This is a genomic window from Nocardia gipuzkoensis, assembly GCF_021183645.1.
Classification (GTDB): domain Bacteria; phylum Actinomycetota; class Actinomycetes; order Mycobacteriales; family Mycobacteriaceae; genus Nocardia; species Nocardia abscessus.
In genome coordinates, this window is record NZ_CP089225.1 from 6,502,495 (window position 1) to 6,523,130 (window position 20,636).

Sequence of the window (20,636 nt, forward strand, 5' to 3'; positions counted from 1 at the left end):
CAGATACATGACGTATGAAGAGGAGTGCAGTGGGCAACGCAGTGGATGTGGTCGTTATCGGTGCCGGAATCGCGGGTCTGGTGGCCGCCCGCGATCTGGTGCGGGGCGGGGCCGAAGTGGCTGTGCTGGAGGCGCGCGATCGAGTCGGCGGGCGGCTGCTGAACGGTGAACTGCCCGGCGGCGCACCCATCGAAGTGGGTGGTCAATGGGTAGGGCCGGGTCAGCGTCACGTGCTCGCGCTGATCGAGGAACTCGGCCTGCGGACTTTCCCCACGCACACCGCGGGCCGTCACATCGCCGAGATCGGCACGGCCCGCTCGGAGTACCGCGGCCGGATTCCCAAGTTGAACCCGCTGGCACTGGCCGATGTCGCGCAGATCCAGTGGAGGCTGGACCGTGTGGCGCGCCGGGTCGCGGCGGCGGAGCCGTGGCGAGCCGAGCAGGCCGAACACCTCGACGCGCAGACTTTCGCCACCTGGCTACGGCGAACCGCCCATACCGCCGGCGGCCGGTCGTTCTTCCAGCTGATCACCGAAGCGGTGTTCTCCGCCGAGCCGGAGGATCTGTCCGCGCTGTGGGCCGCCTTCTACGTCGGCGCAGCCGGTGGGGTGGACGCATTGATCAACACCGTGGGCGGGGCGCAGCAGGACCGCGTTGTCGGCGGTTCCCAGACCATCGCGTTGGCTCTGGCCGAGGAACTCGGTGACCGTGTCGTCCTCGGCGCCGCGGTGACCGATGTCGAGTGGGACGCTTCGGGCGTCCGGATCGTCGCGGGCGGCGCGACCGTTCGCGCCCGCCGAGCGGTGGTCGCGGTGCCGCCGCCGCTGGTGGCGCGTATCCGTTTCACCCCAGGTCTGCCCGGCGATCGTGACCAGCTCGTCCAGCGTATGCCGATGGGAAGGGTGATCAAGATCAATGTCGCCTACCACGAACCCTTCTGGCGTCGGGAGGGTCTGAGCGGTCAAGCCAACAGCGATCAGCGGCCGCTGGGCACCGTCTTCGACAACACTCCGCTGGAGGGTTCACCCGGGGTGCTCGTCGGCTTCCTGGAAGGACGGCACGCCGATATCGGTGCGCGCCTGGACCTCGATGATCGTCGTGCCCAGGTGATCGACGACCTTGCCGGCTACTTCGGGCCGCAGGCGCGCCACCCCATCGCCTACATCGAACGCGACTGGGCCGAAGAGGAATTCAGCCGCGGCTGCTATGGCGCGTTCACCACGCCCGGCACCCTAACCCGCTTCGGTCCTGCCCTGCGCGCACCCGTCGGCCCCCTGCACTGGGCGGGCACCGAAACCGCTACCCGCTGGGCCGGCTACATGGACGGAGCCGCCGAATCCGGCCACCGGGCAGCCCGCGAAATCGCCCCCGCCCTCGTTCGCAGCCGCGCATGAGGGGGAGGTGGTTTACGACGGCAGCCGCACAAAGCCACCTGGATTGGTGTGTGCGTCCCACGCTCAACCCGGGCCGATGGGTGCAGCGTTGGACTCTCCCGCCGGGGGAGGGACCACCATGATGGCGTGGAATACGGACTTCTCACCATTGGGCGCCACGCTCGCGCCCATCTCGCCGGACCGGCACAGGCACCGCAAGGGGAACTGATGACCCGGCTGATCATCCCCGTTCAGGAGGGCACGGCATGGGCACGGTGATCGACATCGATGCCCGCGCTACGCAGCACTGCGAGACGACAGCTCTGGGGGTGCTGCTGCGGCACGAAGGGCTCGATCTGTCCGAGCCCATGCTCTTCGGCCTGGGCTCCGGTCTGTCGTTCATCTACTGGGACAGCAAGAACATTGGCTTCCCCTTCCTCGGCGGACGGGTCAAGCCTTTCGACCTCACCAGGAATTCGGCCTCCCGACTCGAGCTGGAGCTGCTGGTCCGAGAGACCACCTCGCCCCGCAAAGCGTGGGAGAACGTGGTGGTTCCTCTCGATGCCGGTCGCCCCGTCGGGCTGCAGCTCGACAGCTACTACCTGGACTACTTCGGTTCGAAGGTGCACTTCGGCGGTCATATCGTGGCCATGTACGGCTATGACGATCGCGATGCTCATCTGGTGGACACCGACCAGCAAGGCGGAACGGTATCCACCAGCCTGACCAGCCTCGCCCAGGCCAGGGCCGCGCGCGGCCCGATGACCGCTGCGCATCGGTCGTTCACCCTTACCGCTGTGAGGAATCCGTCTCCCGCACGGGGCCAGATCATTTCCGCCATCACCGCCTGCGCCGCCGCTTTCCTCAACCCGCCTATCGCCAATCTCGGCTACCGAGGCATTGAAAAGGCCGGCAAGTTGGTGCGCACATGGCTCCAGCGCACCGACAACCCGCAGCGGGACCTGCTACAGGCCGCCCTCTTGATGGAGAAGGCCGGCACCGGTGGCGCCCTGTTCCGCAACCTCTACCGCGACTTCCTCGCGGAATGCACCGAGCTGTTCGACAGCAGCCACCTGCGCACCGGCCACGAGCTGTACATCGAGGCCGCCATTCTGTGGACGGAAGTCGCAGCGCTGATCACGAAAGCTGGTGAATCGGGCGATGCCCAGAGCCTCGCGCAGGCAGGCGCCATCCTCTGCGATCTTGCGCGGATAGAGCACGAGGCCATGCGGGCGCTGAGCTGCCTGGGGAGTGAGGCCCGGAGTCCGATCCAGTCCTGACGGTCTTGAAGCTCAGGTGACCAGCATCCGTTGCCCGGCGGCATTAAGTGACGGCATATTCGAGCGGCTGTCCGAGTCGATACCCGCAGATGCGGTGCACCGGATGCGTGCTTCCTTCTTCGCATGGAAGCTTTGTAGTGCGGCGATACTGCACACTCGATGCTGTTCGCGGCGCGAATCGGGGGTCGGAGCGCCGTGCCGGAGGTATCGACCGGTCCTCCGCGATTCTCCGGACAGCAGAGCATCTGCTTGTTAGCATGTGAACAACTATTCTTCTCATAGAGGAGCGCGATGATGCGTACCCCCCTGCACCTTGCGGCCGCCTCGGTCGCGGCGGCGACTCTCGTCGTGACGGCAGCCGGCGCGACGGCCGACCCGACCAGCTCCGCCCCGGTGACCGCTATCGCGGCCGAAACCGGTTCGGCGGCGACGGACTCCGGATCGGCGGCGGTGCGCACGGGCATGGGATTCCTCGAGCGGGGCGACATCATCGGAATTCTCGTGCTCATGGGCGTAGCCCCCTTTCAGATGCTGACCAGTGGCATCTGCGACTTGGCCACGATGTCGGCACTTCCGAATCCGTGCGCCCCAGGAGCTCGGTGAAGGGGAGTCATTTCCTGAACTCGGCAGCCGGACGACGCAGGTCACTCGAGGTCGTCGGCAAGGATCTCCGTGATGACCCGCAGATTGGCTGCGTCGTCGTGGCCCAAAACCTGGCGAAACGTAGCGCGGCTGTCTCCGGACAGCATCGTCCAGGCGAGAACCGAATCGCAGGCGGGATCGCCGACGCCGCAAGTCCCGAAGTCGATGACCGCCGTCAATTTCCCACCGGAGACCAGGAGATTGCCGGCAGCGATGTCACCGTGGAACCACACCGGGGTCCCATTCCACTCTGCCGCCAGGGCGGACTCCCAGACCTGGGTGGCCCGTCGCACATCGATCCGTCCGGCCGACACCCGCAGACAGCGCCTGGTCTGCTCGTCGTAATGCGCTGGATGGTGACCGCGGTAGAAGCTGTGCGCCCCGGCCGGCGGGGCGCCGGTGTCATCGCATCGCTGGAGCGCACGAATGAACTCCGCAACGTCGGCAGCGAATTGGGTCATGTCGGTGATCGCGGCCCTGTCAGCGGTGTCGCCCGGCAGCCAATCGCGCACCGACCACGAAAATGCGTATCCACAACCCGGAGTTCCCACGGCAAGCACTGTGGGTATCGCGACGGGCAGCTTCGGCGCCAGACGAGGTAACCAGACGCTTTCCTTCGCTACCGCAGGCGCGTAGGAAGCCGCGGTCGGCAGTCGCACCGACATGTCCGCACCCAACCGGTAGGTGCGGTTGTCCCAGCCGTCCACCGGGACCGGTGAGACCGGCAGATCACTCCACTGCGTTCGGTCCAGGTGCCTGCCGGGTCGGGGGCGAGACTTGCGGTGCCGATGACTCGAACCTGCCGGTTCGGTCGCTCGCCATCGGCGCGGAGGGAGTCTTCGACATCGATGACGAGCCCGACGCGAGGATTGGGCCGCATCCGCTCCAGGTGCGGCCGGTCGGCGTAGCTGGTCAGGTAGAACCTGTCGTCGAGCCAGACGAACCACAGCGGCGTGATGTGCGGGTACCCCGCTGAGTCGATCGTGGGCAGGTGCGCCACGACGTCTCGTGTCAGTAGGTCAGTGATTTCGGATTCGCGTAGGGTCCGCATCGGTCGGCTGGTGATCCTTCCCCTCAGGGTGGCAGGCGGATCTATCTCGGGTTGCCCACGACACCGCCCAACGATCCTCTCTCGGACATTTTCTGTCCGCATGTCACAGGGGGCCGGGCTGTCTCGTCTCGTGTTTCGCGGACAGGTTCTACGAAACACACCCTCTCAGAGCAAGGAGCTGGTCATGAGCGAGCAGACCACACATCAGAAGGTCGCGCTGGTTACCGGGGCGAACAAGGGGATCGGCCGTGGGGCTGCCGAGCAACTCGCCGCGCAGGGCATGGTTGTCCTGATCGGTGCCAGAGACCCGCGGCGCGGCGAGGAGGCCGCCGCAGCGCTGCGCGCGGCAGGTGGCGCCGCGCACGCGGTCACCCTGGACGTCACCGACCGCACGACCGTCGCGGAGGCCGCGAAGCGGATCGAGCAGCGCTTCGGCCACCTCGACGTGCTGATCAACAACGCCGGCATCACCGGCTCCGGGCAGGTTTCGCCCCAGGACGCCTACGATCAGATTCCCAGCACCGTCGACCTTGGCATGGTCCGGGAGGTGTTCGAGACCAACGTTTTCGGGGTGATCGCGGTGACCAATGCCATGCTGCCGCTGCTGCGGCGGTCACCGGCGCCGCGCATCGTCAACGTCAGCAGTCATGCCGCGTCGCTGACTCTCACCAGCGACCTGGACGGTCCCTTCGCAACCCTGCTGCCGTCGGCGGCGTACTCCCCGTCGAAATCCGCGGTGACCGCGCTGACCGTGAACTACGCCAAGGAGCTGCGCAAGGACGGGTTCCTCGTCAACGCCGTCGCTCCCGGCTACGTCGACACCGACAGCAACAACCACACCGGTTTCCTCACGGTCGCGCAGGGCGCCGCGGTCTTGGTGCGCCTGGCCACGCTCGACGCGGACGGGCCGACGGGCGGGTTCTTCGGCGAAGACGGTTCGGTGCCCTGGTGAGGATGCGCGACGAGGAGTTCGAAGATCTGCGGCCGCTGCTGTTCTCGATCGCCTACCGGCTCCTGGGCAGCGTGACCGAAGCGGAAGACGCGGTCCAGGAGACCTGGCTGCGCTACGCGGCATCCCCGACCCAGCCCGCGTCGGCCAAAGCGTTCCTGGCTGCCACCGTGACCAGGATCTCGATCGACGTGCTGCGCTCGGCCCGCGTCCGGCGGGAGGAGTACGTCGGGCCGTGGTTCCCCGAGCCGCTGCTGGCCGACCCCTACGAGGACCCGCAGCGCTCGGCGGAACTGGCCGACTCGTTGTCCATGGCGGCACTGCTGCTGCTCGAGCGGCTCAGCCCGCTCGAACGCGCGGTCTTCGTCCTGCGGGAAGTGTTCGGGTTCGGCTTTCCCGAGGTCGCCTCCGCGGTGGGACGCTCGGAAGCCGCGTGCCGCCAGCTCGTGGTGCGGGCGCGCCGCCATATGGACTCGGCCCGGCCTCGGTTCGAGGCCGACCGCGCCGAGCGGGAGAAGCTCGCCGCGCGATTCCTCGACGCCTTCCGGGACGGGGATGTCGACGGACTGACCGAGCTGCTGGCCGCGGACGTCCAGATGGTCGGCGACGGCGGCGGCAAGGCCCCGCAATGGGCCGACCGATTCGTCGGAGCTCAGAACGTGGCTCGGGCACTCGCCGCGCTCGTCCGGATGTTCGCTCGGATCGACGCGAAGATGGAACCGCACCTGGTGAACGGCCAGCCGGGTGCGATCTTCCGCGACCAGGACGGCAAGATCCTAAACACCTGGGCGCTGGACATCCTCGACGGGCAGATCCAGACGATTCGCACGGTGAACAACCCGGACAAGCTCGGGCACGTCGGCCCCGTGGCGGATGCCTGGGCGGCCCTCCGCGGCGAAACCTAGGCCCGCCACCGCGGTCGCCTCGGTGGGCGGGCGTACAAATACGGCGACGGCTTCGGCGGGTGCGTCCGCGCGAATAAGATCAGCTAGGTGGACCCGCCATCCGCGCTGCGCGAGTTCTCCGCCTACGGGCCATCACACTGGGTCGTGCTCGCCGTGTTCGCGGCCGGTGCGGCGTTGGTTGTGCGGGTCGGACGTAGGCACCGCAGCCCGGAGGGGGAACGCCGATTCGGCCGTGTTGCCGGTGGCGCGACGCTGTTGTTGTACCTGGCGATCTACTTCTCCGCGATGGTTCCGCCGACTGTCGGACGCTCGGTTCCGCTGCGACTGACCGATCTCGCGACCATGGTCGCGGCATACGCCCTGTGGTCGCATCGCCGCTGGGCGTATGCGCTGACCTATTACTGGTGCCTGACGCTCAGCACACAGGCGCTCGTGTCACCGGCACTCGACGGCCCGGATTTCCCGCATCCCGAATTCCTGGCCTTCTGGGCGATCCACCTGGTCGTGGTCTGGGCAGCCATCTACCTCACCTGGGGCATCGGCATGCGGCCGGACTGGCGAAGCTACTGGTTTGCCGTAATCGTCACGGTGGTGTGGGTCGCGGTCACGTTCGTCTTCAACTCGATCGCCGGTACCAACTATGGATTCGTCAACGGGAAACCCGCGACCCCCTCACTGCTCGATGTGCTCGGCCCCTGGCCCTGGTACCTGGTTACCGTGGCCGTGCTCCTGCTTGCGGTGTGGGCCTCGATGACCTGGCCGTGGACTCGGAGATCACGCGCTGAACGCCCACATCGCAGCGCACGCTGACACGAGGCTTCCCTCCGCGCGACATCGAACACTACGCCCGCGGCTCCCGAAAACGTTCCGCGTGTTCGGCCACCCATTGCGAGAAAGTGCGGGCTGGGCGGCCGGTAATCCGCTCGACGGTGTCGACGACCGTGGTGGAGTCCTCGCTGGGTGCGGCGTACCAGCCGATGACGTATTCGGCATCGGCTCGGGGTACGCCGGTGGCCACGAGTCGGTCGATGGCCTGCTCATGAGTGATCGGGACGAAGGCTATGTCGCGACCGACAGCCGGAGACAGGATCTCGATCCGCTCCCGCGGTGTCAGCGATTGCGGGCCGGTGAGATTGTAAGCGCGCCCCGCGTGGCCGTCGTCGAGCAGCGCGACAGCCGCGACGGCTGCTATGTCGGCCTCGTGTACCAGCGCGCTGGGGAAGTCGTAGGGTTCACGCACGACGCCCTCGGCCCGGATCGATTCGATCCAGGTCAACGTGTTGGACATGAATTCTTGCGGTTCCAGCCGGGTCCACTCCACACCCGAATCCGCCACGGCCTGTTCGACCGGTCCGACCGCACCGCCCCACACCACGGTGATCCGCCGCACGCCCGCCGCGACGGCCCGCCGCACCAGTTCGGGACCGGCTTCGGCGAGCCCCGCCGTTACGGTGACATGCAGTCGGCTAACGTCTTCGAGGGCCGAGTCCAGCATCCACGGTGCGGTATGCGTGCCCGCCACCAACTCCACATCGAGCGGCAGAATCCGCGCGGCAGCAGTGGGATTCCGTGTGAGCGCTCGAACGCGCTCTCCCCGGCGTACCAGTTCTCCTACCACGTGGCGGCCGGTGTTTCCGGTGGCGCCCGTAACCAATGTCGTCATCAATGAACTCCTATCGTCGCGGACGACGCTAGAAGCTCAACTATGCTCGAGGTCAAGATCGCTGGTCGGCGGCATGGTGGTGTCTCAGCCGGCGAACGGGGGCAGTGCCGCGAAATCCGGTGCGAGCCGGGCGGTCGGGACGGTGTGCGCGATCCAGCGACGGGCGCGGCTGAGCGGGTGATCGGGGAATTCCGCGTCCCATCGGATGTCGTCGGCCGCGTTGTACGGCAGCCGGCCCTGCACCTCGGGTGCGTAGGGATGCGGCGGGTACATGTTGTCGAAACCGATCTTGGCGGCGAGCATGGCCTCACGCAGGCCGGTGGTGCCGGTCTCGGGACAAAGGATCTGCAGGACCGCGCTGCTGCGGGACTTCGGGACGATCACGGACGCGGCGAACACCAAGCCCTGGGGCTGGTTCGGCAACGGCAGCTTCTCCATTCGCAACAGCGCGGGCTGCGCGTCCAGCCACACCACGAAAGCTTCGATCAGGCAGCCGTTCGAGGCACTTCTCTCGGCCAGGCGACGGCGCAGAGTCGGCAGATCCTCCAGTGGCGCGGGCAGATCCGGGACGATGTCGAAGTACGACACGTTCACCATGTCACCGGTCCGAGGATCCCGCCAGGTCGCGTTGTCGACCTGCTGCATTTCCCCGATGTCGAACGAAATAGGCACCGGGTGAGCGTATCCCGCAGCCCGCGCCACCCTCGTGGGTGTGCGCCGCTGGTGAGAACAGGTCTCTGCCTGGTGGGTGGCGAGGCCCGGATGGCAGCTCGTGATGGTCTCATTCGGCCCGCCACTCGCGTTTCGGGCTGCGGTGGTCACTGGGTCGGGTGCCACGTAGCCGCTTGAACGCCACGCTCAACGCGAAGGCGTTGGCGTAGCCCACCTTTCTTGCGATCGTGCCCACAGTGTGGTCGGTCTCCCGCAGCAGGTTCGCGGCCGAATCGATCCGCCAGCCGGTGAGGTAGGACATCGGTGGCTCGCCGACCAGCGCGGTGAACCGCCGGGCGAGCGCGGCTCGCGACACTCCCACCTTCGACGCGAGCTCGGCCACCGTCCATGGGTGGGCAGGTGCGTCGTGCAGGAGCCGAAGCGCCGCACCCACGACCGGGTCGTCCAGTGCGCGGCACCAGGCCGGGGCGTCGGCGTCCGGGTTGTCGAACCAGCTGCGCAGTGCGGAGACCAGCATCAGGTCCAGTAGCCGGTCCAGCACCAGTTGCTGTCCCGGCCGGTCTCTGGCGACCTCTTCGGCCACTATCTCCACCGACGGGTAGGGGCTCTCCTGGCGGGGCACCACCAGCACGGCGGGCAGTGCTCGCAGCAGTCGCTCGCTGAGCTCGCCCCGGCGCTCGAAAGCACCGCTGACCAGCACAGCGGCCTCCTCGGACGGTGTTCCGCAGGTCCGGGCCGGCCCGGCGGCGCGCTCGACGCCCTCAGCTCCCGGGCAGTAGTCGGCGCTGGTCACCACCAGCGCGGGTGTGGTCGCGGGGTGGTCGGCCACCGTGTAGGGCGCGTCGCCGCGGATGACGGCTATGTCGCCGACGCCGATGGGTACCGGTTCGTGCTGGTCCGGAACGATCCACGCCCGGCCGTGCAGCATCGTGACCAGCGCCAGAGGGGCGCCACTGGCCATTCGGAGGGCCCAGGGCGGGCGCACGATCGTCTGCCGGAAGACCGCGCCGCGCGCCCGTACGTCTGCCAACAGCTCCGACACGGCGTCCATGCCTTCAGAGTAGACGCCTAGACATCAACTGGCGCTTCCTAGCCATGGATCGTCTCGACGTCAGCCGATTGACTGGGGTCATGTCTGAACATCCGATTCTTGTCACCGGGGCGACCGGCAAGTCCGGCCGCCGTGTCGTCAGCCGATTGCGGGCGAAGGGGCTGCCGGTTCGCGCGGCGGCCCGCAACGGCGAGCACGTCTTCGACTGGACCGACTGCGGCACCTGGGATGCCGCACTGAAAGGCGTGCGGTCCGTCTACATCGTGCAGCTGGACGGCACTCAGCTCGTTCGGCCGTTCATCGAACGGGCGGTGCGGCATGGAGTAGAGCGGATCGTGCTGGCATCGGGGCGCGGGATCGATGATCCGGACTATGTCAAGGACAGCAGCGGTGTCCTCGACGGCATACTCGACAGCGAGGCCGCTGTGCGGGAGAGCGGTCTGGAGTGGACGATCAGCAGGCCGGGCTGGTTCGCGCAGAACTTCAGCGAGGGATTCTTCGCCGATGCCATTCGCACCGGTGAACTGCGGCTGCCGGCCGGCGATGGGGCCGCCGGCTTCGTGGATGCCGAGGACATCGCCGCGGTGGTGGTCGCCGCGCTGACCGAAGACCGGCACGTGGGGGAGATCTACGAGCTGTCCGGTCCCCGGGCGGTGACCCTGGCCGAGGCAGTCGCGACGATCTCCGAGGCCACCGGCCGCGAAATCCGTTACGTGCCAATCTCCGTCGAGGATTACGTCGCGGAACTCGTTCGGCAGGGAATGCCGCCCGCCGACGCCGCGGCCTTTGCGGACGTCGTCGAGCCGCTGAGAGAGGGGAAGGACGAATACGTCTCCGATGGCGTGCAGCGTGCCCTCGGTCGCCCGCCGCGGACTTTCGCCGAATTCGCCCAGTCCACTGCTGCCGCGGGAGGTTGGGCGATCTGATCGGCCGAGCCTTGCCAAGCGGTTCTGCGGCCGACCGCTACTCCGTGAAGAAGTCGATGAGGGCGCGGGCGACTCGGCCGGGGGCGTTCTCCGTGGGGATGTGTGCCGCTTCCGGGATACGGTGGAGTGTGGTGTGCGGGATCTCCGAGGCGAACTTTTCGGCGAACTCCACCTTCTCGAAGGCGTCGTCCTGGCCCCAGATCAGCAATGTTGGCGTCATGGACCGCCGCAGCGCGGGAACGAGATCGAGGGTGTATCGGTTGTCTGCCGCGCCGACCATGGCCAGCCAGGAGCGACTGACGCGCGGATCGGTCCACGGATCCAGATAGTCAGCGATCCGCTGTTCGGTGGCGGCACCGGCCAGGTCCGTTGTCACGGCCCGTCGGCGGGCGGTGAGAAATTCATCGGCGGTGGTCGCCGCGACGATCTCCGGGTTCCGGAACCGGGCCACGTGGGGCGCGGGCCAAGAGTCGTAGGCGACCGAATTGACCAAGGCCAGCCGGGGCATCCCCAGCCGATCGTGGGCGAGGAGATGCTGTGCGACGGCGCCGCCGATGTCGTGGCCGGCCACAGCGATAGGCCCGGAGACATCGAGCGCGGAAGCGAAGCGCACCACCCACTCCGCGAGGGCCGGGACCGTGGCCGTTTCCAGGGTGAGTTCGCCGCCCGAGCGCCCAAGCCCGGGGAAATCGACCGCCACAGGCCGCAGCCCCGCCTCCGCGAGGCGGCCCAGCGCCGGAAGCCATACCCGGCTCCAATACGTTCCGTGCAGCAGCAACACAGTCGGCCCGCCTTGTCCTGCGGCCAGATAGCTGGCCGTCTCGCCGTCGACCTGGACTGCGGTCCTCAGCACGCCCGTTTCAGTAATTTCACCCATGAGACCACTGTGGCCGGGTCCTACCTCCCGGCCGAGAGTCCGAAAAGACATCCTTGGGTATATTTCTGCCATGAACCGTGCTCGGGTGGTGGCCCTGAGCGGCCTGGTTCGCTACCTCGGCGGCGTGCCCAGCCGGTCCGCCGCGGCCGGAGTGGGGTTGGTCGCTGCGCAGCGTGCCGTCGGGTCGATCGTCCTGGGCCCCTCGGCCGGTAGTGAGGCGCGATGACCGAGTCGATCTCCAAGTGGCGCGGCGGTGTCGTGTTCACTCCCGGCCTGATGGCCTTCACCGGCGAAATCGGGGCTACCGCAGCGCATTCCCACGCCGCCGTGCAGGTATTGCTGGTCACCCGCGGCGAACTCACCCTGGTCGACGGCAGCGGGAACGCCGGCCGCGCAGACCTCGCGATCATCCCGCCCGGAGTCCGTCACGAAGTGCGCGTGGCGGCCGGAACCGCCGGATTCCTCGCCTACCTCGACCCGGCCGGCGTCGCCGGACGCGCTGCCGTCGCCCGTCTGGCCGACCGGCCCGCGGATCAGGTGCAGAGTTGGATCGCGGCGGCCATCCCGACGTCGCGCGGTAACCCGCCGCGGGATTCGGCGATCACCTTGCCCCGGCGCGCCGCGCATCCGGTGGTGATCGCGGCGATGGAATCGGCAGACGCCGGCCCGGTCGGACCACCGGCCCTCGGTGAGTTGGCCCGCCGGGTGGCGATGTCCCCGAGTCGCCTGTCGCATCTGTTCGCCGCCGAGGTCGGGCTGCCCTATGCGGCATGGCGGCGCTGGACGCGGCTGCGCCGCGCCATCGATCAGGTCCGGGCGGGACGATCGCTGACCGAAGCCGCCCATGCCGCCGGATTCTCCGACAGCGCGCACCTCACCCGAACCTGCCGCGACCTGTTCGGCATCACCCCCACCGAGGCCCTGGTGGCGACCGGCTGGCGCCGGACACCCGGCTGAGCCGGCGGTCAGGTCAGCCGATTTCTACAAGCGCTCACCTGAGCCGTCCGGCGACGCTGTAGCCATGATCACGCTTGTCCAACCGGCCGTCCGTTACGGTTACGCGCCGCTCATGCTGCTCGGCGTCAACGGCGTCGGCATCGCCGTCGCCGCCTCCGGCGCGAGCAAACTATGGCTGCTCGCCCTGCTGGTCGTCGCGGTCGCCCTGTCGTTCGCCGCCGAACACGTCCTGCCCTACGAGTCGACTTGGAATGGCTCGCACGAGGATTCCGGCCGCGATTCGGCTCACGCCTTCGTCAACGAAACACTCATCCTCGCCAGCGTGGCCGCCGTCCCCGCACTCGCCGCACTGCTTCCCGGCGACGGAATCTGGCCTGCGACGTTCCCTTTCGTCGTCCAAGTGCTGATCGCGATCCTGTTCGCCGATCTCGGCATCACTCTCACCCACTACGCCAGCCACAAAATCGGTGTGCTGTGGCGCTTCCATGCCGTGCACCACAGCGTCAAACGGTTCTACGGCCTCAACGGGCTGATGAAACACCCGCTGCACCAGACCATCGAGATGACCGCGGGCGTCACTCCGCTGCTGCTGCTCGGCATACCCGTTCCGGTCGCCGGTGCCCTGTCGCTCGCCGTGGCCGTGCAACTTCTGCTGCAACACTCCAATGCCGACTACCGCGTCGGCCCGTTCACGCGTGTGCTGGCCCTCAACGAAGGTCATCGATTCCACCACCTCAAATGGGCCGGCATCGGTGACGTCAACTTCGGACTGTTCACCCTGCTCTGGGATCACCTGCTGCGCACCTACAGCTACGATCCCGCCCGCCGTTTCAGCAGTGACGACCTCGGCATGGCCGCCAAACCCCACTACCCGGTCGGCTATCTCGCCCAACTCGCGGAACCGTTCACCGCGCACGGCTCCTGCCAGTTCACCGCCGCGGGCGTCCCAGCCCCAGCGGAATATGCGCGATCGGCCGACCCTGACCCGTCGGGCCCAGATCGTCAGACGGTGTCCTGACCGCTACCGGCTGCACGCCACGCAGCGACGAGAGCCGCCGCACTCGACACGGAGGCCGCCGCCCAGCTGCGGGAGGTGTCGAATCAGATGCTGACCGCTTTGGGCGGGTTTCCCTCTCCGGAAACTGGGTGGCCCGGGTCAGGCCAGGGCGACCAGTTCGTGCAACGTCGAGCCGGTGCGCTTCTCGACGCCGGTCGCGGTGTGGACGGTCAATTCGAACGACGACTCGAACCGGAAGTAGCCTGGATGCCCGACCAGCCGGTGTACCAGCGGTTTGATCAGTCGTGAGCGGGCGACGGGGATGTCATCGATCAGGTCGTGGGCGTGGATGACCTTGTCGACGACCAAGCGCAGATCCACGCTTTCCGGCACCCGCAACTCGATCCATTCCGGATAGGTTCGGCCGGCGACGGCGTCGAAGCGCGCCGGACCTTCGGTGAGAATCGTTTCGCCGGTCGACAACACGATGTCGGCGTGGTGGGCGAGCATCAGTGGACTGATCTCGTGCCCACCCTGACGCTGCTGGGTCAGCACCGAGGCGTAGAGCAGTGAATAGTCCTCGACGTAGAGGCGACCCCAGTGCCAGCGGTCGATGATCTTCTTCATGTCGCCCACGCCCCAGTTGTGGTCGTGGTATCCGCGCCCGGTGACCTCGTGCCGGGTGCCGTCGAGTTCGATGGCGCCCGTCACCCGGGCGCGGGGCGCCCCCACCATCCACCCGAACGAATCTCGGCTCCCGAAACGGGTTTCTCCCTTGCCCGGCATCCAACTCGGGGTTTCGTTGTGGAATCGCAGATCGAAGACCATTCCGTCCTCGGCCATGTGCAGATGGTGAATCGGCAGCCCATCCGCCGGGTGCTCCGTGTGCGCGCGGTTGGCGCCGATCTGTACGCCGCAGGCTTCGGCCGAGAACACCGCCGCCGCCCGTGGATACCGCCTGGACACCTGGCGGCGGGTTCCATCCGGCGCGTAAACGATCATCTCCACCCAGGGTTTGGCGTAGGGAAGATCCTCGGGCCGCCGCTTGGTCAGGAATCCGATCACCACGTGCCCGGTGTCGAGGTGTGCGTCGAAATACCAGTGTTCGAAGGCCGATTTGCTCGGTGACGGATGGAGGCCGTTGTGCTGCGGCTCCACGGGAGTCAGCACTCCGTCCCGGCGTCCGGGCCCGTTCCACACTTCGACGATTTCTGCGGTACTCATGGCTGCTTTCGTGTCGGTGGACCCGACGGCGTGCGGTGGCGGCGTTCGGATCCGGTCGGCGCGGCGCGAAGGTCATCGGCGTAGCGCCCCGCCGGCGTCGAAAGCCGCTTCGCGGCCCTGCATCTGAGCGCGATACCAGTTCTCGCGATGCCAGAGCATGAGCCTCTCGTGTGCGCGCGCGAAGGGTGGGCACGCCCTGCGCAGGAGTTCCATCGCCGTGATCAGTGGAAAGCGCGCGATCGGGATAGCGACCCAGGGAAAGGCCGGGGGCATCTTGTAGCGACGCCTCGTCCAGGGAGCCATGTACATCGCGGAGTACACGGAGTTGATGCGGAAGTTGTACGTCTCACGCAGTCTCGTGAGACCCCGGTGGCCGTCGCGAGGCGCGAACGCGACCGGATAGGACTCGATCAACTCCGCACCATGCTTGCCCGCGTCATAGGAGCGAGAGGCGATGGTCATGGCCAGCACACGCAACGAATCGAGGACGGTTTCCGGATACCAGCGCAGCCGTACCCCGAGCAGGTAACCCATGTACTTCTGAAAGTGGAGCAGCGCGCGGATTTCCGACGGCGTCGTCTGGTAGCCGAGCGCCCACAAGCCGAGTCCGGGGGTGACGCTGCCGCCCAGCAAGGTCAGCATCTGATAGGTCTGACTGATCGGCAGACCCCACCGTTCGATGTCCCATTCCGGATGCCCGGCGACTTTCGCGCGGATCGAGACGTGCATGATGCGCACCTTCAGCGCCGTGGCGCGTCCCGCCGATCCCGGAGTCAGCAGTGCGCGGGGCTCGGAGACATCGATCCAGAAGCGGGTCGTCTCCAGGAAGCGGCGCAGCGCGCTGTCCCCGGCGTATCCGCCGGCCAGCGACAACGGCGTCGCCACAGCGGCCTCGGTGTACATCTCGAGTGTTTCCGCGCCCGCGAAGCTGAACAGCATCGTTCCCCACCGCCGCCAGATCGCCGCCCCCTGCTCGACCAGTTCGGGCACCACCCACTCGGGCACCGTCTCGAACTCCTCGAACAGCGCGCGCATCGATTCCGGCGCGTCCGGCACGGCGTCGATACCCTGGGTCAGCGCCGTTTCCAGCATCCGGCGCCCGGCTTGCGGACCGATCTCGCCGTGCATCACTTCAGCGACGAACCGTTCCGCGACCGGATCGCCCGTGAAGAGGTCCTCGCACAAGGCGACAGCTTGCGCATCGGTGGGAAACAGCTCGGTCCCGGTGACTTTCGCGAAGAGACGCTCGATGCGCCGAACCCTGGGAGTGCGGCGTGCTTCCCAGTATCGGAACGCGGTCGGGCACTTCACCGCCGGTTGCTCGTCGACGACGTCGCCGTCCGCAGGCGGGACTTCCACTGACATGAACGACTTCTCCTCTGTCGATGCGGTCCGAGCCGGTCGGCCCGCTGACCATACCATCGGGTATAGTTGTCGGTACCTTTTTGAATGGAAATCGAGGTTCTCCGAGTGTCCGCAGCAGAAGCGCCGGTCGCCGCGCTGAAGCAGGTCCCTGACGGGTTCACCTACCATCGAGAGGTGAATTCCATCGACCTACGGCCGCGCCGATGACAGCGGACCGGTCCGCCGACGGCGTACGGCCCGCTGAGGTCGGCGCCGTGGGGTCGGCGGCCCGGCGTTCGCGGAAGGCGGCGGCACAGCAACGCGGCCGTGGCCGAACCCCGCGTCTGTCCTACGAGGCGTGGGTCGACGGGGCTCTGGCGCTGCTCGCCCGCGAAGGGGTCTCGGCCGTCCGGATTCCCCGGCTGTGCCAGGAACTCGGCGTCACCAAAGGCAGTTTCTACTGGCATTTCGATGACATCGAACAACTCATGGAGGCGATGGCCGATCGGTGGAGCGCGCTGCAGAGCGAGATCATCCGTGCGCTCGGGGCGATGGAGTCCGTGCCCGTCGAACAGCGCATCGCCAATATGGCAGCCAACCTCATCGAACGCACCTGGGTCACCGAAGCCACTGTCCGCGAGTGGGCGCGAAGCGACGAGAAGGTGGCCGCGACGGTGCGCGCCTTGGACCGGCAGATCTTCGAAACGGTGCAGAAAGCGCTACTGGAACTGGGCTTCGCTCCGGAAGACGCCCGCCTGCGCGCCGGTGCGATGGTGTACCTGGGCATCGGGTTCATTCACGGTCGCGGCAGCCTGCCCACGCCGACCGCCGAGGAAGCCCGAGCCCTCCTCGTTCTGCTGACCACCCCCGCTCCGAAATGACCTCTTACCGGCCTTGCTGAAGCTCGTGGTCGCGGCGCGGGGGCATCCGAGCTGAGAACCAGCAGTCGGCCGCATATTTATCTGGTAAACCTGCTCGGCAGGCCGAAGAGGCCGCCCGCGAAATGGCGTCGGCCTCTTCGGATTCGCGAATGTCGCCACCGCCCTGCGCAGGACATATTCTCATACTGCGACTCGTGCGGTTGGGACCGTCAGGCGTAGGTGAAGAAAACCCCGGTGGTGATTCCGCCCGGTGCCGTGACCGTGATCGGCACAGTACCGAACCCGAGTGGGGTGACCGCGGTGATCTGCGTATCGGAATTCACCGTGAACGAAGCTGCCGGAAGCACCCCGAAAAAGACACCGGTGGCGCCGGTGAACCCGGTGCCGGTAATGGTGACCGTGGTACCGCCGGTCACCGGCCCGGTATTCGGTGTAACCGAAACCAGCGTCGGCACGGACACATACGTGAACGGAACTCCCGGGCTGGTTCCGGCCGAATTGGTGACCGTGACCGGCACGGTGCCCGTTCCGGGCGGGGTGATCGCGATGATCAGCGTGCTGGTCACCGGGATGAAGAACGTGGCAGGGGTCGCACCGAAGTTGACCGAGGTGACACCGGTGAACCCGGTGCCGATCAGCGCAACCAGAGTTCCCCCGGTCGCCGGACCGAAATTGGGAATTATCGAGGCGACCGCAGGAGGCAGCACGGCGTATGTGTAGGGAAACCCGTTACTCGTCCCGCCCGCATTCGCGACCGTGATGTCGACCGTGCCGCTGCCGGGCGGGGCGATCGCCGTGATCTGTGTAGCGGAATCCAGTGTGAAAGTCGTTGCGGTGCCGCCGAACCGCACCGTGGTCGGACCGGTGAACCCGGTCCCGGTAATGACTACACTGTTGCCCCCGGAAGTCGGGCCCGTGGTCGGCGATACAGAACTGATAGTAGGCATGGCATTGCCTCCTTGATTGCTGATTACCTGTACCGGGGGGCGCTCGACCTGCTGGTTGCCCGGCTGTAACTATTAAGGACTCCGAACCGCCACTCGGACAATGCATATCGCGATCCGTTTTCGTCCGTTTTTACGGATGGATCGATTGAAGCGCCGCCTCGGCCGAATAATTTGGGCAGAGTACGAGAGTTCAGTTCAGCGATCGCGGGTTCGCGGCATCGGGCTGCCGACCGGCCTCGAGTGCTCGGTCGAGTCGGCCTGCTGCTCGGAGTGTGTCGGCAAGCGCGGCGCGGGTGCTCCGGAGGCGGGGGTGGTCAGGAAGAGCGCGGTGGTACGCGGCGAGGTTCGCCTCCAGCAATTCGATGGCCGTGTCCAGTTGGCCGGCCGACCGGTACGCGGCCGCGAGACTGTCGCGAGAGGCGAGGGTGGCGTGGTGGTCCGGACCGAGGACGCGCAGGCGGTCGGCCAGCGTGGCCTGAAAGTTGGTGAGGGCGTCATCGATGCGGCCTGCCGCGTGATAGGCGGCGGCGAGATTGTGCCGGTAGAACAGGGTGTCGGGGTGATCGATACCGAGTTCTCGCGCGCTGGCGGCGACGTTCGTCTCCAGCAAGGGAATGGCTCGGAGGGGTTCCCGCACCCCCAGAGCATCGGCGAGGTTGTTGCGCGCCTTGAGCGTATCCGGATGGTCCGGACCGAAAATCCGGAGGCGGTCCCGTAGGGCGGACTCCTGTATGGCGATCGCCTCGTCCCGGCGTCCGGCGGCGCTGTAGGCGATGGCCAGCCCGCCCTGCGTGAGCAGGGTGATGGGATGGTCGGGGCCGAGGATCCGGTGGAAATCGGCGAGATTTGTTTCGAACAGGGTGGTGGCGTCGGCGAGCCGCCCGGCTGTCTGCAAGGCGCAGGCGAGGTTGTGGCGGGTTGTGAGGGTGTCCGGGTGGTCGGGCCCGAGGACCCGCAGCCGCTCGACGAGGTTGGCCTCGCCGAGGCGGACGGCCTCGTCGGCTCGGCCGGTGGCGTCGTAGATCTCGGCGAGGTTGTTGCGGCAGGCCAGTGTGACCGGATGATCGCTTCCGAAGATCCGCATGGCGTCGTCGAGGTTCTTCCGCAAGAGCGGGACCGCCTCCTCGACGCGTCCTGCCGCTCCGTAGGCGCGAGCGAGTTTGTGCAGGCAGAAGAAGGAATCGACGTGATCGGCGCCGAGTGCCCGCAGGTAGGCCGGCAAGAGTTCCTCGAAGACGGCGATCGCGTCCGCGAGGTGACCGGCCGACAGGTGGACCTGAGCGAGTCCACTGCGGAAGTTGAGGGTCTCGTGCGCCTCCGGACCGAATACCTGCCTGCTGTGCGCGATGTTCTCGATGTGCAGCGCCATGGACTTGTCCAAACGTCCTGCCTGGGTATACGTGTCCGCGAGCTGGAAGCGCAGGACGAGCGTGACGGGATGGGCTGGTCCGTGAATTCGCACGGCGTCGGTCAGATACGCCTCGAGTCGGCTGGTTGCTTCGTCCGGCCGACCGGCGGCCAGGTGGGCTCTGGCGAGCAGATTCCGGGCGAAGAACGTATCGGGATGGCCGGATCCGAGGATCTGCTCGCTGGAGATGACGACGTCCTGCGCGAGGGTCAGCGCTCTGGCGGTGTCGGCGGCCTCGGTCAGCTGCTCGACCGCCCATCTGCGAGCGGCGATCATCGCCGTCGAGTGCTTTCTGGTGCTGAGGTCCACCATCCCGGTGTCCCACAGCGCGTCGATCTGATCGACGAGATGAGCACCCTCCTGCCTGCGCGCCCACGCCTGCGACGGCGGGAACATATTGCGCAGGATGACGGCGAGCGCGGACCGGACGAGTTCCACGGTGGACCGCGTAGCGGGACCCTGGCCGCGCAACGCCGCGGCCGCGCGCCGGAACATGCTGCTGCGCGGCGCATTTCGACCGCGTTCCCGCAGGACACGGCTCACCAGCCGGTGCATGATCAGTGCCTCGCCCGAAGTCGACCAGGACAGCAGTGAACCAGCCACGCATCGTTCCAGCGCCTCGTCGATTCGCCTTGGGCTGGTGGCGAACAGGGATCTGTGTACGCCACCGGGTGAGAGCATGGCCATCGCACCCAGAAGCCAGGCGACGTCGAGGGCGAGCTCGTAATCGTCGGTGACGGCCTCGGTGGTGTCGATACACAATGAGATCGCCTGGACCACCGACCGTGGATAGTCGTGGCCCGCACTGCGCCGCAACGCCGTCGGCAGCGGGCTGTCGTGCAGCAGCTGCCGATACTGCGCGTAGCCGAGGCGGCGACCGACCATGGTCGCCGCCGCGGCGGACAGGGCGAGCGGCAGGTCGCCCAGGTCCTCGGCGACCTGATCGGCACCGCCGTCGGTACCGAGGCCCGTCGACTCGGCGAGGTAGCGCACCGATTCCGGGCGAGTGAAACAGGTGACGTCGACCGCCTCGCCGAGGGTCGCGAAGGTGCGGTCGACGCTGGTGATCAGAATGCGCGTGCGGGCACCGGTCGGCAGCAGGTCCCGGAGATGGTCGGCCTCGGTGGCGTTGTCGAACACCAATAACGCCGCAACGGTGCCACCGGACAGGTGATCGCGCAACCGCCGGGCCGATACCGCCGAGTCGCCGTCGCGGTCGGCGATGCCGAGCCGCTCCGCGATATCGGCGAGTCCGGACAGCGTGCTGTCCGGCGTTTCGGCATTGACCCAGCCCACCAGACCGTGGCCGGAACCGAACAGCGAGCGTGCGTGAGCGGCTGCGAGATGGGTTTTGCCCACGCCGCGCAGTCCGGTGATGACGACGGCCGCCGCTGGTCGCTCCAGTGCTCGGCGCAGGCGCGCCAGTTCGGCACGGACGACGAACTGCGGTGGCTCACGGGGAATACGGCCCACGACCACCACGCTCGTG

Annotated in this window: 22 protein-coding genes; 12 read left to right on the top strand and 10 right to left on the bottom strand. The window is 67.3% G+C overall.

Annotation, left to right across the window (positions count from 1 at the left end):
• The first annotated feature begins 29 nt into the window (after nucleotides 1–29).
• From LTT66_RS29640 to LTT66_RS29650, 4 genes are all read left to right on the top strand, one after another.
• On the top strand, nucleotides 30–1,394 hold the full coding sequence (locus LTT66_RS29640; RefSeq protein WP_233061865.1) for a flavin monoamine oxidase family protein: 1,365 nt from the start codon (nucleotides 30–32) through the stop codon (nucleotides 1,392–1,394).
• Between the two features lie 126 nt (nucleotides 1,395–1,520).
• Entirely contained in the window at nucleotides 1,521–1,652 is a 132-nt protein-coding gene (locus LTT66_RS37150; protein ID WP_269821978.1) for a hypothetical protein, read from the top strand.
• Nucleotides 1,640–2,653 (top strand): BtrH N-terminal domain-containing protein, encoded by a 1,014-nt coding sequence (locus LTT66_RS29645; RefSeq protein WP_233061866.1) that lies wholly within the window; start codon nucleotides 1,640–1,642, stop codon nucleotides 2,651–2,653. Before LTT66_RS37150 ends, LTT66_RS29645 begins: the two co-directional genes overlap by 13 nt.
• A 291-nt stretch (nucleotides 2,654–2,944) precedes the next feature.
• On the top strand, nucleotides 2,945–3,256 hold the full coding sequence (locus LTT66_RS29650) for a hypothetical protein (protein ID WP_233061867.1): 312 nt from the start codon (nucleotides 2,945–2,947) through the stop codon (nucleotides 3,254–3,256).
• Between the two features lie 41 nt (nucleotides 3,257–3,297).
• On the opposite strand, the gene LTT66_RS29655 is transcribed toward LTT66_RS29650, so the two are convergent.
• A complete protein-coding gene (locus LTT66_RS29655) occupies nucleotides 3,298–3,960 on the bottom strand; it encodes an aminoglycoside phosphotransferase family protein (protein WP_233069439.1) in 663 nt (220 codons plus the stop codon).
• Complete coding sequence (locus LTT66_RS37525) at nucleotides 3,915–4,448, bottom strand: pyridoxamine 5'-phosphate oxidase family protein (RefSeq protein WP_408638692.1); 534 nt, start codon at nucleotides 4,446–4,448, stop codon at nucleotides 3,915–3,917. The genes LTT66_RS29655 and LTT66_RS37525 overlap by 46 nt, the downstream gene beginning before the upstream one ends.
• An 82-nt stretch (nucleotides 4,449–4,530) precedes the next feature.
• Here LTT66_RS37525 and LTT66_RS29660 point away from each other — a divergent pair, with 82 nt between their 5' ends.
• The 3 genes from LTT66_RS29660 (at nucleotide 4,531) to LTT66_RS29670 (ending at nucleotide 7,010) form a co-directional block, all read left to right on the top strand.
• The gene (locus LTT66_RS29660) at nucleotides 4,531–5,298 is read left to right on the top strand and encodes an SDR family oxidoreductase (protein WP_233061868.1); all 768 of its coding nucleotides are present in this window, start codon (nucleotides 4,531–4,533) and stop codon (nucleotides 5,296–5,298) included.
• 2 nt (nucleotides 5,299–5,300) lie between these two features.
• Complete coding sequence (locus LTT66_RS29665; RefSeq protein ID WP_233069440.1) at nucleotides 5,301–6,200, top strand: RNA polymerase sigma-70 factor; 900 nt, start codon at nucleotides 5,301–5,303, stop codon at nucleotides 6,198–6,200.
• Nucleotides 6,201–6,287: 87 nt separating this feature from the next.
• On the top strand, nucleotides 6,288–7,010 hold the full coding sequence (locus tag LTT66_RS29670; protein WP_233061869.1) for a YwaF family protein: 723 nt from the start codon (nucleotides 6,288–6,290) through the stop codon (nucleotides 7,008–7,010).
• Nucleotides 7,011–7,041: 31 nt separating this feature from the next.
• Here the strand turns inward: LTT66_RS29670 and LTT66_RS29675 are convergent, their stop codons facing one another.
• The 3 genes from LTT66_RS29675 to LTT66_RS29685 form a co-directional block, all read right to left on the bottom strand.
• Complete coding sequence (locus LTT66_RS29675; RefSeq protein ID WP_233061870.1) at nucleotides 7,042–7,863, bottom strand: NmrA family NAD(P)-binding protein; 822 nt, start codon at nucleotides 7,861–7,863, stop codon at nucleotides 7,042–7,044.
• A gap of 84 nt (nucleotides 7,864–7,947) precedes the next feature.
• Entirely contained in the window at nucleotides 7,948–8,535 is a 588-nt protein-coding gene (locus LTT66_RS29680) for a hypothetical protein (RefSeq protein ID WP_233061871.1), read from the bottom strand.
• 109 nt (nucleotides 8,536–8,644) lie between these two features.
• A complete protein-coding gene (locus tag LTT66_RS29685; protein ID WP_233061872.1) occupies nucleotides 8,645–9,586 on the bottom strand; it encodes an AraC family transcriptional regulator in 942 nt (313 codons plus the stop codon).
• A gap of 80 nt (nucleotides 9,587–9,666) precedes the next feature.
• Between LTT66_RS29685 and LTT66_RS29690 the strand changes: the two genes are divergently transcribed.
• A complete protein-coding gene (locus tag LTT66_RS29690; protein WP_233061873.1) occupies nucleotides 9,667–10,512 on the top strand; it encodes an NAD(P)H-binding protein in 846 nt (281 codons plus the stop codon).
• Between the two features lie 37 nt (nucleotides 10,513–10,549).
• Here the strand turns inward: LTT66_RS29690 and LTT66_RS29695 are convergent, their stop codons facing one another.
• The gene (locus tag LTT66_RS29695) at nucleotides 10,550–11,389 is read right to left on the bottom strand and encodes an alpha/beta fold hydrolase (protein WP_233061874.1); all 840 of its coding nucleotides are present in this window, start codon (nucleotides 11,387–11,389) and stop codon (nucleotides 10,550–10,552) included.
• A gap of 70 nt (nucleotides 11,390–11,459) precedes the next feature.
• On the opposite strand from LTT66_RS29695, the gene LTT66_RS29700 reads away from it, so the two are divergent.
• The 3 genes from LTT66_RS29700 (at nucleotide 11,460) to LTT66_RS29710 (ending at nucleotide 13,364) form a co-directional block, all read left to right on the top strand.
• On the top strand, nucleotides 11,460–11,615 hold the full coding sequence (locus LTT66_RS29700; protein WP_233061875.1) for a hypothetical protein: 156 nt from the start codon (nucleotides 11,460–11,462) through the stop codon (nucleotides 11,613–11,615).
• Entirely contained in the window at nucleotides 11,612–12,346 is a 735-nt protein-coding gene (locus LTT66_RS29705; RefSeq protein WP_233061876.1) for an AraC family transcriptional regulator, read from the top strand. The genes LTT66_RS29700 and LTT66_RS29705 overlap by 4 nt, the downstream gene beginning before the upstream one ends.
• A gap of 64 nt (nucleotides 12,347–12,410) precedes the next feature.
• Nucleotides 12,411–13,364, top strand: coding sequence for a sterol desaturase family protein (locus LTT66_RS29710; RefSeq protein ID WP_233061877.1), 954 nt, complete (start codon nucleotides 12,411–12,413; stop codon nucleotides 13,362–13,364).
• Between the two features lie 138 nt (nucleotides 13,365–13,502).
• Here the strand turns inward: LTT66_RS29710 and LTT66_RS29715 are convergent, their stop codons facing one another.
• Together LTT66_RS29715 and LTT66_RS29720 are read right to left on the bottom strand one after the other, a co-directional pair.
• Entirely contained in the window at nucleotides 13,503–14,567 is a 1,065-nt protein-coding gene (locus tag LTT66_RS29715) for a lipocalin-like domain-containing protein (protein ID WP_233061878.1), read from the bottom strand.
• A 72-nt stretch (nucleotides 14,568–14,639) separates the two neighbouring features.
• Nucleotides 14,640–15,932, bottom strand: coding sequence for an oxygenase MpaB family protein (locus LTT66_RS29720; RefSeq protein ID WP_233069441.1), 1,293 nt, complete (start codon nucleotides 15,930–15,932; stop codon nucleotides 14,640–14,642).
• 203 nt (nucleotides 15,933–16,135) lie between these two features.
• Between LTT66_RS29720 and LTT66_RS29725 the strand changes: the two genes are divergently transcribed.
• On the top strand, nucleotides 16,136–16,792 hold the full coding sequence (locus tag LTT66_RS29725) for a TetR/AcrR family transcriptional regulator (RefSeq protein ID WP_233061879.1): 657 nt from the start codon (nucleotides 16,136–16,138) through the stop codon (nucleotides 16,790–16,792).
• A 209-nt stretch (nucleotides 16,793–17,001) separates the two neighbouring features.
• On the opposite strand, the gene LTT66_RS29730 is transcribed toward LTT66_RS29725, so the two are convergent.
• Both LTT66_RS29730 and LTT66_RS29735 read right to left on the bottom strand, forming a co-directional pair.
• Nucleotides 17,002–17,739, bottom strand: a complete 738-nt coding sequence (locus LTT66_RS29730; RefSeq protein WP_233061880.1) for an IPT/TIG domain-containing protein — start codon at nucleotides 17,737–17,739, stop codon at nucleotides 17,002–17,004.
• A 190-nt stretch (nucleotides 17,740–17,929) separates the two neighbouring features.
• Entirely contained in the window at nucleotides 17,930–20,620 is a 2,691-nt protein-coding gene (locus LTT66_RS29735) for a tetratricopeptide repeat protein (protein WP_233061881.1), read from the bottom strand.
• Nucleotides 20,621–20,636 lie beyond the last annotated feature (16 nt).